This window comes from Streptococcus sp. SG2 (assembly GCF_030439925.1).
GTDB classification, from domain to species: domain Bacteria; phylum Bacillota; class Bacilli; order Lactobacillales; family Streptococcaceae; genus Streptococcus; species Streptococcus gordonii.
The window spans coordinates 791,543-804,400 of sequence record NZ_JAQFJD010000001.1 but is presented as its reverse complement, the minus strand read 5'-3'; the positions used below and the strand labels follow the sequence as shown (position 1 = coordinate 804,400).

The window sequence follows — 12,858 nt, the reverse complement described above, 5'->3', positions numbered from 1 at the left end:
CATGGAGCTTCAAGACCTATGACAAGACTTCCGAAACCATCAATGGAGCGGATGCTCACTTCGTAGGAACCTGGGAATTCACCCCAGCGCCAACCTACAAGGCGACTCACGAGTTTGTCAGCGGAACCCCAGGTAAAGAGCTTCCACAAGAAGTGAAAGCCTTGCTTCCAGCAGACCAAACAGATCTGAAAGACGGTAGTCAAGCGACTCCAACGCAACCAAGTAAAACGGAAGTTAAGACAGCAGAAGGTACATGGAGCTTCAAGACCTATGACAAGACTTCCGAAACCATCAATGGAGCGGATGCTCACTTCGTAGGAACCTGGGAATTCACCCCAGCGCCAACCTACAAGGCGACTCACGAGTTTGTCAGCGGAACTCCAGGCAAAGAACTTCCACAAGAAGTGAAAGCCCTGCTTCCAGCAGACCAAACAGACTTGAAAGACGGTAGTCAAGCGACTCCGAGTCAACCAAGCAAAACGGAAGTGAAGACAGCAGAAGGCACTTGGAGCTTCAAGTCATATGACAAGACTTCAGAGACCATTAATGGATCAGATGTTAAGTTTGTAGGAACATGGGAATTTACAGCAAGCCCAGCTCCAACAGTGACTCATAAAGCAGTTCACGAGTTTGTCAGCGGAACTCCAGGTAAAGAACTTCCACAAGAAGTGAAAGCCCTGCTTCCGGCAGATCAAACAGATCTGAAAGATGGCACTCAAGTTACTCCAACACAACCAAGTAAAACGGAAGTTAAGACAGCAGAAGGTACTTGGAGCTTCAGATCTTATGACAAGACTTCAGAGACCATTAATGGATCAGATGTTAAGTTTGTAGGAACATGGGAATTTACAGCAAGCCCAGCTCCAACAGTGACTCATAAAGCAGTTCACGAGTTTGTGAGTGGAACCCCAGGCAAAGAACTTCCACAAGAAGTAAAATCCCTGCTTCCAGCAGATCAAACAGATCTGAAAGACGGAAGTCAAGTGACTCCAACTCAACCAAGTCAAACGGAGGTTAAGACAGCAGAAGGCACTTGGAGCTTCAGATCTTATGACAAGACATCAGAGACAGTCAATGGTTCAGATGTTAAGTTTGTAGGGACATGGGAATTTACAGCAAGCCCAGCACCAACAGTGACTCATAAAGCGGTTCACGAGTTCGTCAGCGGAACTCCAGGAAAAGAACTTCCACAAGAAGTAAAATCCCTGCTTCCGGCAGATCAAACAGATCTGAAAGATGGCACTCAAGTCACTCCAACTCAACCAAGTCAAACAGAGGTTAAGACAGCAGAAGGCACTTGGAGCTTTAAATCATACGATAAGACATCTGAAACCATCAATGGAGCAGATGCACACTTCGTCGGCACATGGGAATTCACCCCAGCTTTAGCACCACATAAAGGTTCCGGAAATAATACTAAATCAGAAGAAGCTACGACTAAAAATAAGAACGTTTTACCAGGTACTGGTGAATCTTCTATTAAAAACAAGAATGTTTTACCAAGTATTGGTGAATCATCTACTAAAAATAAGAATCTTTTGCCAAATACAGGTGAAACTTCTACCGTTCTTCTTTCAATGATTGGTTTTGCTTTCGCAGGTCTAGTTGGTTACGTAGTTCGTAAGAAAGGTAAAGCTTAGAATTTTCAGCTGAATAAGGAATCTAAATATTGATTCTTTATCATATCATGAGAGAGAACGAGCTCGTTCTCTCTTTTTATGTGACTTTTAGTCTATTTCTTTTTGTAAGGAAAATAACAAAAGAACCACTCGTTAAGCGAGTGGTTCTGATTTTGTATTTTGAAAAATTTGACTTCTATTAAGGTGTTTATATGAACTAAGTAGATTAACTAAACGAGTTCATCAATCGAAGTGTAGTCCTTATTTAAGCCTTCAGCAACAGGCTGACTAGTAATGTGACCTTGGTAGGTTGTAACACCTTGGCGTAATCCCTCGTCATCTGCAATAGCTTTTCTGAATCCTTTTTCCGCCAAAGCTTCGACGTAAGGAAGGGTAACATTGGTTAAAGCGATAGTAGATGTGCGGGCTACAGCACCAGGGATATTTGCAACTGCATAGTGGAGGACTCCGTGTTTTTCATAGACAGGCTCGGTGTGAGTTGTTACTCGATCTGCTGTTTCAATGACACCACCTTGGTCAACAGCTACGTCTACAATAACTGATCCCGGACGCATCTGCTTAACCATATCATCTGTCACCAATTTTGGAGCTTTAGCTCCAGGAATGAGGACAGCACCAATCACGACATCAGCCTCTCGAACGCTAGCTTCGATATTGAAAGGATTAGACATGAGGGTCTGGATTTGATGGCCAAAGACATCTTCTAAGACAGACAAACGCTTAGCACTGATATCCAGAATAGTTACCTGAGCACCTAGTCCAAGAGCGATACGAGCGGCATGAGTTCCTACGACACCACCACCGATGATAGTTACTTTCCCCTTAGGAACACCTGGTACACCACCTAATAAGACACCAGATCCTCCTTCTTGTTTAGTTAAGAAGTGGGCTCCAATTTGGACAGCCATTCGTCCAGCGACCTCACTCATTGGTACCAAGAGTGGCAATTGTCCATCTTGATCGCGTACGGTTTCATAGGCTAGACCAGTCGTCTTGGCACTCGTCATAGCATCAGCTAGCTCAGGAGCGGCAGCCATGTGCAGGTAGGTAAAGAGCAAGAGGTCATCACGAAGATAGCCATATTCAGCTTCTAAAGGCTCTTTAACTTTGACTACAAGTTCAGCCACCCAAGCTTCTGCAGCAGTGGGAACGATTTTTGCACCTTGTTTCTCGTAGTCTGCATCCGAAAAGCCAGAACCAAGTCCTGCGTTCGTCTCAATCAGAACTTCATGGCCTTTAGCAACTAAACTGTGAACACCAGCAGGTGTCAACGCTACACGATTTTCATTATTTTTGATTTCTTTTGGAATACCGATTAACATTGTATTTCTCCTTATCTAAATACATGTGAACAAAGACTTTGATTTAAGAATATACCTTAAATCATCTTATTCTCATTATTCTAATTTAATGTAATCATTTTATATAAAAGAGGCACAAATTGCAAGGAGAAAATGACGTCTTGCTTTGATTGATCACTTATGATATGCTTAAAAACAAAAAGGAGGACGATAATGGAAAATATTTATGTCAAACTATCTAGACACACTAGACTGGAGACAGATAGACTAGTTTTGCGTCCTGTAACTTTAGATGATGCACCAGCAATGTTTGAATATGCATCAGATGAGGAGAATACTCGCTATACTTTTGAGACAAACAAAAGCCTAGAAGAGACTCGTAATAATATTGCTCTATTTTACCTGGCTAACCCTTTGGGACGTTGGGGAATAGAAGTAAAATCTAGTGGTCAGTTTATTGGAACCATCGATCTCCACAAAATAAACCTAGATTTAAAGACAGCTGCTATTGGCTATGTTCTTAATAAAAGACACTGGAACCAAGGCTACACGACAGAGGCTAATTGTGCAGTGATAAAATTAGTTTTTGAAGAAATTGGAATGAATAAACTTGTAGCTTTACATGATAAGGCTAATCCAGCTTCAGGCCGTGTGATGCAAAAATCTGGAATGATTTTTTCTCATGAGGAACCTTATGCAAGCTTGGACAAACATGAAAAAGGCCGTCTAGTGACGCGAGTCTACTATGGCCTGACCAAAGAGCAATATTTTGCGGATAAATGAGTCGGCAAGTATTGACAAGCACCTATCTGCATGGTATAGTAGATAGGTACGCTGATTTAGCTCAGTTGGCAGAGCGCATCCATGGTAAGGATGAGGTCGCCGGTTCGATCCCGGCAATTAGCATCTTGTAGAACAAGGTTGGGTCTTCCCAGCCTTTTCTTTTTGTCAATGAAAGCAGCTAGTAAAAGGAAAAGTTTTTGGTAGGGGAAAAATAAAAATAGCTTCTTTTGTTTTTGCAATGAGAGTTTGACGAATCGGCTCTGCTATTTTGAAAAAAGAAAATTCCTAGCTATTATCTAGCCTCGATTATGATATAATAAAGGTGATACAAGTAAAGTAGGTGCATTATGTATATAGAAATAGTTGATGAAACGGGTCTGGTTTCAGAAGAAATTATCAAACAGACCCAAGATATTTTGGAATTTGCCGCCCAAAAGACGGGTAAGGAAAAGAAAGAAATGGCTGTAACTTTTGTAACCAACGAGCGTAGTCATGAACTAAACTTGGAATATAGAGATACGGATCGGCCAACCGATGTGATTAGCTTGGAGTACAAGCCTGAGCTGGACATTGCTGTTGACGAGGAGGATTTGCTGGATCATCCTGAGCTAGCTGAGATGCTGGAAGATTTTGATGCCTATATCGGAGAGTTATTCATTTCGGTGGATAAGGCGCGTGAGCAGGCGGAAGAATATGGCCACAGCTTTGAGAGGGAAATGGGATTTTTAGCAGTGCATGGTTTTCTGCATATCAACGGCTATGATCACTACACGCCGGAAGAAGAAGCAGAAATGTTTGGTTTACAGGAAGAGATTTTGACGGCCTATGGACTCACAAGGGAATAATAAACGCAAATGGAAAAATCGAGATGTCGTCTCGAGTCTGGAATTTGCCTTAACAGGGATTTTTACCGCCATTAAAGAAGAACGAAATATGCAAAAGCATGCTTTTTCTGCTGTTCTTGTAGTGATTGCGGGTTTGATTTTTCGAGTTTCTGCCATAGAATGGCTATTTTTGCTATTGAGTATTTTTTTGGTTGTCTCATTTGAGATTGTTAATTCAGCCATTGAAAATGTAGTAGACTTGGCCAGTGACTATCACTTTTCTATGTTGGCTAAGAATGCTAAAGATATGGCGGCTGGAGCTGTTTTAGTGATTTCTGGTTTTGCGGTTATCACAGGTTTGATCATTTTTGTTCCTAAAATTTGGGACTGGATTTTTTAAAGATTTGAAAATCGGGGGAGACTGCCGATTTTCTGCTGTTTTAATGAAAATAATAGAGGTGAAATAATGACATTTAAATCAGGTTTTGTAGCTATTTTAGGACGTCCCAATGTTGGGAAATCAACTTTTTTGAATCATGTTATGGGGCAAAAAATTGCCATCATGAGCGATAAGGCTCAGACCACACGCAATAAAATTATGGGAATTTACACGACGGATAAGGAGCAGATTGTCTTTATCGATACGCCGGGAATCCACAAGCCCAAGACGGCTCTAGGGGACTTCATGGTGGAAGCAGCCTATAGCACCCTGCGTGAGGTGGATACCGTCCTCTTCATGGTGCCGGCTGATGAGCCACGTGGCAAGGGCGATGACATGATTATCGAACGGCTGAAAGCGGCTAAGGTGCCAGTTATTTTGGTGGTTAATAAGATTGATAAAGTCAATCCAGATCAACTCTTAGCGCAAATTGATGATTTTCGTCAGCAGATGGACTTCAAAGAAATCGTGCCGATTTCAGCTTTGCAGGGCAACAATGTCTCTCATCTAGTCGACATTCTAAGTGAGAATCTTGAGGAAGGCTTCCAGTATTTTCCAGCAGACCAGATTACCGATCATCCGGAGCGTTTTCTGGTGTCAGAGATGATTCGAGAGAAGGTTTTGATGCTGACGCGGGAGGAAATTCCGCACTCAGTCGCAGTAGTTATTGACAGCATGAAGCGAGATGATGAGACGGACAAGGTTCATATCCGAGCAACTATCATGGTGGAGCGTGACAGCCAAAAAGGCATTATCATCGGTAAAGGCGGTTCCATGCTGAAGAAAATCGGATCCATGGCTCGGCGCGATATTGAGCTCATGATGGGGGACAAGGTCTTCCTAGAAACCTGGGTCAAGGTCAAGAAAAACTGGAGGGATAAGAAGCTGGACTTGGCGGACTTTGGCTATAATAAGAAGGAGTATTAAGGTTTTCTAAGCCAGTAAGTGAGGTGATGGAGATGCCGTCATTATCCATTGATGAAAGAGAGCAGCAAAATCCAAAAAGTATTATCTTTTTGCATGCTTCAGGCTCGAGCAGTCAGATGTGGCGGCACCATGTTGCTGCGCTTGAGCAAGATTTTCATTGCATTCTTGTGGATTTACCTGGTCACGGAGTGAGTCGTGATATTGAGTGGACAAACTTTGATGATGTCGTGGAAATGATTGTGGCTATCATTAATAGCAAAGTACATGGCAAGCCGCACTTGGTTGGTCTTTCATTAGGCGGTTCCCTCATTCTTAAGTTGTTGGAAAAACATTCTAGCCTTATAGATAGAGTCATTGTGGATGGGGCAAGCCCTCAGTCAATTAAGGGCTATCGCAAGATCATTGCCATTGTATATCTGATGTCTTTCTTGAAAAATACTAAATTTGTAGCCAATCTCCTGACAAAAATGATGCAAGAGGACGGAGCACCCGTCCAAGACGTTCAGCACTTTGTTGCAGATTTCCAAAGCGCTGAACGGCGCTCATTTCGACGTGCGATGTCACAGGCGAATCTCTTGAGGCTCAACTTGCAGTTTGATAATCCTGCTTTCTTTGTCTCAGGTGGGAAAGAAGCCGAAACCATTCATGACTGGCACCGCAGGTTGGCAGATAAAAATGCTAGGTCTGAATGCGCCTATTATCCTGGTAATGGGCATGCTTGGCTTTTTAGTGATGTGGATACGCATATTCAGTTGCTACGCTATTTCTTTCAAAATGCTTCCTTCCCAGAGAAATTGAAGAGATTTTGATATATCCTAGACTTGATATATTGTCTCCAAGCTAGTGAAGATAAGATTATTCTTTGTTTTGTTGGCTTTCTGTGAAAAGGCGGATTATCAACTTAATGATATTTTAGAATATATTTCTGACAAGTAAATAGAAGATATAAAGGAGCTTTATGCCTGAATTACCTGAAGTGGAAACGGTTCGGCGCGGTTTGGAGCGTCTGGTTGTTGGCAAGACAATTGAGCAGGTGCGGGTCCGCTATGCCAAGATGATTGGAACGGGAGTGGATAGTTTTGTCCATGACTTGCCAGGTCAGACCATTGAAAGGATCGGTCGTCGGGGCAAGTATTTGCTTTTTTACCTGACGGGTGTAGTGCTGGTTTCCCATCTGCGAATGGAAGGCAAGTATCTTTTTTATTCTGATGCGATGCCTGAGCGCAAGCATGCTCATGTCTTTTTCGAGATGACAGATGGTGGGACGCTTGTTTATGAGGATGTCCGCAAGTTTGGGACCATGGAGCTATTGAGAAAGGATCAGCTAGAGGCTTATTTTGCTGCCAGAAAGCTTGGTCCTGAGCCGACAGAGGCGGACTTTCTTTTGCCGCCTTTTGCAGCAGCTTTGAGTCGTTCTAAGAAGCCCATCAAACCCTATTTGCTGGAGCAAACCTTGGTCGTCGGTCTGGGCAATATCTATGTAGATGAGGCTCTTTGGCGGGCGCGGATTCATCCGGCAAGACCAGCAGCTAGTCTAAAGCCTGCTGAAGTCAAGCGGCTGCGTGAGCAGATTATAGAAGTTTTGCAGCTTGGGATTGAAAAGAGGGGATCGACCATTCGGACCTACCGCAATGCTTTGGGTGAAGATGGCACCATGCAGGATTTTTTGCAGGTCTATGGGAAGCCTGGACAACCCTGTGCTAGATGTGGCAGCCCGATTGAAAAAATTAAGCTGAGCGGACGCGGTACTCATCTCTGTCCTCACTGTCAGAAAGCGAGGTAGCTACCATGGCAAAAATTATTGGTATCACTGGCGGCATTGCCTCTGGTAAGTCAACAGTGACAGAGTTTTTGAGGCGGCAGGGCTACCAAGTCATTGATGCGGATCAGGTGGTTCATGAGTTACAGGAGCCTGGGGGCCGGCTTTATCAAGCTCTTTTATCCGCTTTTGGTCCAGCTATCTTACAAGAAGATGGGCGCTTGAATCGACCCAAGCTGGGAGCTATGATTTTTGGGAATCCCGAACTTTTGGCCCAGTCCAGTCAAATACAAAATCAGATTATCCGTGAGGAACTGGCTGGCAGGCGAGATTTGCTGGCAGAGAAGGAAGATATCTTTTTTATGGACCTCCCCCTCTTGTTTGAGCTGGGTTATGAGACCTGGTTTGACCAGGTTTGGCTGGTGGATGTGACGGAGGAAACTCAGCTCTGTCGTCTTATGGCTCGAAATGCTCTAAGTCAGGAAGAGGCAGAAAAACGCATAGCTGCTCAGCTATCTCTTCAAGAAAAACGAAATAGAGCAGACGTGCTTATTGATAATAATGGCCCGCTAGAGCTTACTCAAGAGCAACTTCGCGAGGCTTTGCAAAAACTAGAAAGAAGATGATTTTATTACAAATCAAGTAAATTGGAAACACAATCTTTGGATTGCCTGGTTGGGAAATTTTTTTGTTGGAGCTAGTCTATCTTTGGTCGTTCCTTTTATGTCCCTTTTTGTGGAGGAATTAGGAGTTCGTGGGCATATGGTTGATCTGTATTCAGGGATCGCTGTATCAAGCTCGGCTATGACAGCAGCTTTTCTCTCGCCGGTTTGGGGAAGTTTAGCAGACAAATATGGTCGTAAACCCATGATGATTCGGGCTGCACTGGCTATGACCTTTACTATGGGGGGAATGGCATTTGTACCAAGTGTTTTTTGGCTGATTGTATTACGGCTTTTAAACGGTGTCTTTTCTGGCTATGTCCCAAATAGTACAGCCTTAATCGCTAGTCAGGCTCCCAAAAAGTATTCTGGCTATGCTTTAGGAACTTTATCGACTGGTGTGGTGGCAGGAACATTGATGGGGCCACTATTAGGAGGTTTTGTAGCACAAAGCATCGGAATTCGAAATGCCTTTTTGCTTGTTGGCTTATTTCTTTTCATTGTCACTCTTTTGACAATCTTCTACGTAAAAGAAGACTTTGAACCGGTGGCTAAAGATAGACAGTTAGCAACCAAGGATCTTTTAGCTGAGCTACCCCATAAATCTATTTTGTTTGCCTTGTTCTTGACTAGCATGGTAATTCAAATGTCTGCTCAGTCTATTTCTCCTATTTTGACTCTTTATATTCGATCTATGGGGAAAACAGATAATCTGATATTTGTCTCCGGACTTATTGTGTCAGCTATGGGAGTTTCTAGTATTTTGTTTTCTAGTCATCTTGGGAAATTAGGGGATAAGATTGGGAACCACCGTCTCCTACTTTTAGCACTGTTGTACAGTTTTGTTATTTATCTATTCTGTGCCTGGGCTAAAACGCCGTGGGAATTGGGCTTTTTGCGTTTCTTATTTGGCATGGGAACAGGTGCATTGTTACCTGGAGTCAGCTCTTTGCTTAATAAGCTTACACCTAAAGAAGGGATTTCTAGAATTTTTAGCTATAATCAAACCTTCTTTTATATTGGTGGAGTCGTAGGACCAATAATGGGTTCCGCCATTGCGGTCAGTCTCAGCTACCACTGGGTTTTCTATGTGACGGCAGGTTTGGTCTTGCTAAACTTTTTCGTTTTGTTTATTTGTTTTAGAAAATATTTAGGAGTGAGAGAAATCAGTGCGGGTTAAAGTAAATCTCAAATGTTCTTCCTGTGGCAGTCAAAATTATCTGACCAGTAAGAATAGTAAAAACCATCCAGAAAAGATTGAAGTATTAAAATATTGTCCTAAAGAAAGAAAAGTAACTTTACATCTTGAATCTAAATGAGTTTTATGATAAAATAGATAAGATTTTAAGGAGTTTGTATTTATGTATAATCTATTATTAATGATTCTATTAATTTTGTCAGTCATTATTGTCATTGCAATCTTTATGCAGCCAACAAAAAACCAATCTAGCAACGTTTTTGACGCCAGCGCTGGTGATTTATTTGAACGACCAAAAGCGCGAGGTTTTGAGGCTGTTATGCAGAATTTGACCGGTGTTCTCGTCTTTTTCTGGTTAGCGGTTGCCTTAGCGTTGACAATCTTATCTAGTAGATAAAATGGGCTCTGACTTTGTCTTAGCCTTTTTTTAAAGTTAAAAATAGGCTATAAAAAAGTTTAATGGAGCAAAGAAGAGAAAAAGTATGAAATCAGAAATAATTCAATATTTAGAAACGAGACAGCAAGCTAGCGTGGATGAGCTAGCAGCTGCTCTTGGGAAAGAGTCTTCCAAGGACTTTAGTGACTTGGTCAAGACCATCTCCCAGATGGAAAGAAAGCGTCAGATTCGCTTTGATGACAAGGGAAGGATTGAGCTTTATGAGAAGAAAAAACAGGAGCGTCTGACGCTCAAGGGTATTTTTCATGCCCACAAGAATGGCTTTGGCTTTGTCACCCTGAATGAGGAAGAGGATGATCTCTTTGTCGGCCGTAATGATGTCAACCATGCCATAGATGGCGATACGGTGGAAGTAGTTATTACCAAGGTGGCAGACCGGATCAAGGGAACATCAGCTGAGGCAAAGATTATTGATATTTTGGAGCACAGTCTGACTTCAGCAGTTGGCCAGCTGGTTCTGGATGAGGAAAAGCCTAAGTATGCGGGCTATATCCGCTCGAAAAATCAGAAAATCAGCCAGCCAATTTATGTCAAAAAACCAGCCATGGTTTTGGATGGCACAGAAGTGCTCAAGGTTGCTATTGAAAAATATCCAACCAAGAAACACGATTTCTTCGTGGCTAGTCTGGTTGATGTGGTTGGCCATGTCAACGACCCAGGTATTGATGTACTGGAAGTGCTGGAGTCCATGGACATTGTCTCCGAATTTCCAGAAAAGGTCTTGGAAGAGGCCGAGCGAGTTCCAGAGGCACCGACAGAGAGTGATTTGGCAGGGCGTTTGGACCTGCGCGAAGAGATAACCTTCACCATCGATGGAGCGGATGCCAAGGACTTGGATGATGCGGTCCATATCAAGCGCCTGAAAAATGGCAACTTTGAGCTAGGCGTCCATATCGCAGATGTGTCCTACTATGTCAAAGAAGGCTCTGAGCTGGACAAGGAAGCTCTCAATCGGGCGACCTCTGTCTATGTGACTGACCGCGTGGTGCCTATGCTGCCAGAGCGCCTGTCAAACGGTATCTGCTCCCTCAATCCCAATGTGGATCGTCTGACCCAGTCGGCTATCATGGAGATAGATGCCAAGGGGCGCGTGGTCAAGCATACCATCACCCAGACTGTGATCAATACGGCCTTTCGCATGACCTACAGTGATGTCAACGACATCATTGCAGGAGACGAGGAAAAAGCTGAGCAGTTCAAGGCTATTGTACCTAGCATTGACAGCATGGTACGACTACATGAGATTCTGGAAAGCATGCGCTTTAAACGCGGTGCACTTAACTTTGATACCAATGAAGCCAAAATCATGGTCAACAAGGAAGGTCGTCCAGTGGATATTGTCCTACGTCAGCGGGGAATCGCTGAGCGCATGATTGAGTCCTTTATGCTGGTGGCGAATGAGACGGTGGCTGAGCATTTTGCTAAGCTAAATCTGCCCTTCATCTATCGGATCCACGAGGAGCCTAAGGCGGATAAGGTGCAGAAGTTTATCGACTACGCCTCTAGTTTTGGGATTCGGATATACGGGACGGCTAGCTCTATGAGTCAGCAGGCCCTGCAGGATATTATGGAGGCGGTCAAGGATCAGCCTTATGAGGATGTCCTGTCCATGATGCTTTTGCGCTCCATGCAGCAGGCTCGCTACTCTGAGCACAATCACGGCCACTATGGTCTGGCAGCGGAGTTTTATACGCATTTCACCAGTCCGATTCGCCGCTATCCGGACCTTCTGGTTCACCGGATGGTGCGGGATTATGGACAGTCTAAAGAAATAGCAGAGCATTTTGAGCAAGTGATTCCAGAGATTGCCAGTCAGTCTTCCAGCCGAGAGCGTCGGGCTATCGAGGCAGAGCGTGAAGTCGAAGCTATGAAGAAGGCTGAGTACATGGAAGAATTCGTTGGAGAAGAGTTTGACGGCGTAGTTTCAAGCGTAGTTAAGTTTGGACTCTTTGTCGAGCTACCCAATACGGTCGAAGGCTTGATTCATGTTACCAACTTGCCAGAGTTTTACAACTACAATGAGCGGACTATGACCCTGCAAGGAGAAAAGTCCGGCGTGGTCTTCAAGGTCGGTCAGCAGATTAGCATCAAGCTGGTCCGAGCAGATAAGGCTACAGGCGAGATTGACTTTGAATACCTGCCTAGTGAATTTGACCTAGTAGAAAAGACTGGCAAGAGTGGCAGAGGCAAGTCAGGCAAAAAGAGACGCCGTGAAGATGACAAGCGTAGCTATTCTTCCAAAGAAAAAGGCTACAGAGATAAGAAAGATAAGAAGTCCAAGAAGGGCAAGAGCCAGAAGGCATTTTACAAGGAACTAGTCAAGAAAGGAGCCAAGCATGGCAAAGGGAGAAGGAAAGGTCGTCGCGCAAAATAAAAAGGCCAGACACGATTACACCATCGTGGATACCATCGAAGCTGGCATGGTACTGACCGGGACGGAGATTAAGAGTGTCCGCGCTGCCCGTATCAATCTCAAAGACGGCTTTGCCCAGATTAGGAACGGTGAGGCCTGGCTCAGCAATGTCCATATCGCACCTTATGAAGAGGGTAATATCTGGAACCAAGAGCCTGAACGTCGCAGAAAGCTGCTACTGCATAAGAAGCAGATCCAAAAGCTGGAGCAGGAGACCAAGGGAACAGGAATGACGCTGGTGCCGCTCAAGGTCTATCTCAAGGACGGTTATGCCAAGCTTCTCCTGGGTCTAGCCAAAGGGAAGCACGACTATGACAAGCGCGAGTCCATCAAACGCCGCGAGCAAAACCGCGACATAGCAAGACAGATGAAGAACTTTAATACAAGATGAAAGACTGGGCGACCGGTCTTTTTTATCTCTTCTCTTTTCGTCCATTGCCATAAATAGACTAAAA

At 43.9% G+C, this 12,858-nt stretch carries 14 protein-coding genes and 1 tRNA gene; 14 read left to right on the top strand and 1 reads right to left on the bottom strand.

Annotated elements, in window-relative coordinates:
- Positions 1–1,640: SHIRT domain-containing protein (locus PCY09_RS03885; protein WP_301556693.1), on the top strand; the 1,640-nt coding region annotated here is incomplete at its 5' end.
- Positions 1,641–1,849: 209 nt separating this feature from the next.
- On the opposite strand, the gene ald is transcribed toward PCY09_RS03885, so the two are convergent.
- Positions 1,850–2,962: an alanine dehydrogenase gene (ald, locus tag PCY09_RS03880; RefSeq protein ID WP_125397356.1), complete on the bottom strand. Its 1,113-nt coding sequence runs from the start codon at positions 2,960–2,962 to the stop codon at positions 1,850–1,852.
- 192 nt (positions 2,963–3,154) lie between these two features.
- Here ald and PCY09_RS03875 point away from each other — a divergent pair, with 192 nt between their 5' ends.
- The 13 genes from PCY09_RS03875 (at position 3,155) to smpB (ending at position 12,794) form a co-directional block, all read left to right on the top strand.
- The gene (locus tag PCY09_RS03875) at positions 3,155–3,724 is read left to right on the top strand and encodes a GNAT family N-acetyltransferase (RefSeq protein WP_125397357.1); all 570 of its coding nucleotides are present in this window, start codon (positions 3,155–3,157) and stop codon (positions 3,722–3,724) included.
- 50 nt (positions 3,725–3,774) lie between these two features.
- Positions 3,775–3,847, top strand: a tRNA-Thr gene (locus PCY09_RS03870).
- Positions 3,848–4,071: 224 nt separating this feature from the next.
- On the top strand, positions 4,072–4,569 hold the full coding sequence (ybeY, locus tag PCY09_RS03865; protein WP_046165870.1) for an rRNA maturation RNase YbeY: 498 nt from the start codon (positions 4,072–4,074) through the stop codon (positions 4,567–4,569).
- Positions 4,550–4,948 carry a diacylglycerol kinase gene (gene dagK / locus PCY09_RS03860; protein WP_008809070.1) on the top strand — a complete coding sequence of 133 codons (399 nt, stop codon included), beginning with the start codon at positions 4,550–4,552 and terminating at the stop codon, positions 4,946–4,948. The genes ybeY and dagK overlap by 20 nt, the downstream gene beginning before the upstream one ends.
- 66 nt (positions 4,949–5,014) lie before the next feature.
- Complete coding sequence (gene era / locus PCY09_RS03855; RefSeq protein WP_125396944.1) at positions 5,015–5,914, top strand: GTPase Era; 900 nt, start codon at positions 5,015–5,017, stop codon at positions 5,912–5,914.
- 26 nt (positions 5,915–5,940) lie between these two features.
- Positions 5,941–6,723 carry an alpha/beta fold hydrolase gene (locus PCY09_RS03850; protein ID WP_125397061.1) on the top strand — a complete coding sequence of 261 codons (783 nt, stop codon included), beginning with the start codon at positions 5,941–5,943 and terminating at the stop codon, positions 6,721–6,723.
- Between the two features lie 149 nt (positions 6,724–6,872).
- Positions 6,873–7,697, top strand: a complete 825-nt coding sequence (gene mutM / locus PCY09_RS03845) for a DNA-formamidopyrimidine glycosylase (protein ID WP_125396945.1) — start codon at positions 6,873–6,875, stop codon at positions 7,695–7,697.
- Between the two features lie 5 nt (positions 7,698–7,702).
- Positions 7,703–8,299 carry a dephospho-CoA kinase gene (gene coaE / locus PCY09_RS03840; protein ID WP_125396946.1) on the top strand — a complete coding sequence of 199 codons (597 nt, stop codon included), beginning with the start codon at positions 7,703–7,705 and terminating at the stop codon, positions 8,297–8,299.
- Between the two features lie 4 nt (positions 8,300–8,303).
- The gene (locus tag PCY09_RS03835; protein WP_277813587.1) at positions 8,304–9,515 is read left to right on the top strand and encodes a multidrug efflux MFS transporter; all 1,212 of its coding nucleotides are present in this window, start codon (positions 8,304–8,306) and stop codon (positions 9,513–9,515) included.
- Entirely contained in the window at positions 9,505–9,654 is a 150-nt protein-coding gene (gene rpmG / locus PCY09_RS03830) for a 50S ribosomal protein L33 (RefSeq protein WP_008809064.1), read from the top strand. Before PCY09_RS03835 ends, rpmG begins: the two co-directional genes overlap by 11 nt.
- A 42-nt stretch (positions 9,655–9,696) precedes the next feature.
- Positions 9,697–9,930: a preprotein translocase subunit SecG gene (gene secG, locus PCY09_RS03825; protein ID WP_008809063.1), complete on the top strand. Its 234-nt coding sequence runs from the start codon at positions 9,697–9,699 to the stop codon at positions 9,928–9,930.
- A gap of 85 nt (positions 9,931–10,015) precedes the next feature.
- Complete coding sequence (rnr, locus tag PCY09_RS03820; RefSeq protein WP_061601719.1) at positions 10,016–12,364, top strand: ribonuclease R; 2,349 nt, start codon at positions 10,016–10,018, stop codon at positions 12,362–12,364.
- The gene (gene smpB / locus PCY09_RS03815) at positions 12,327–12,794 is read left to right on the top strand and encodes an SsrA-binding protein SmpB (protein ID WP_061601720.1); all 468 of its coding nucleotides are present in this window, start codon (positions 12,327–12,329) and stop codon (positions 12,792–12,794) included. Before rnr ends, smpB begins: the two co-directional genes overlap by 38 nt.
- Positions 12,795–12,858: the final 64 nt, after the last annotated feature.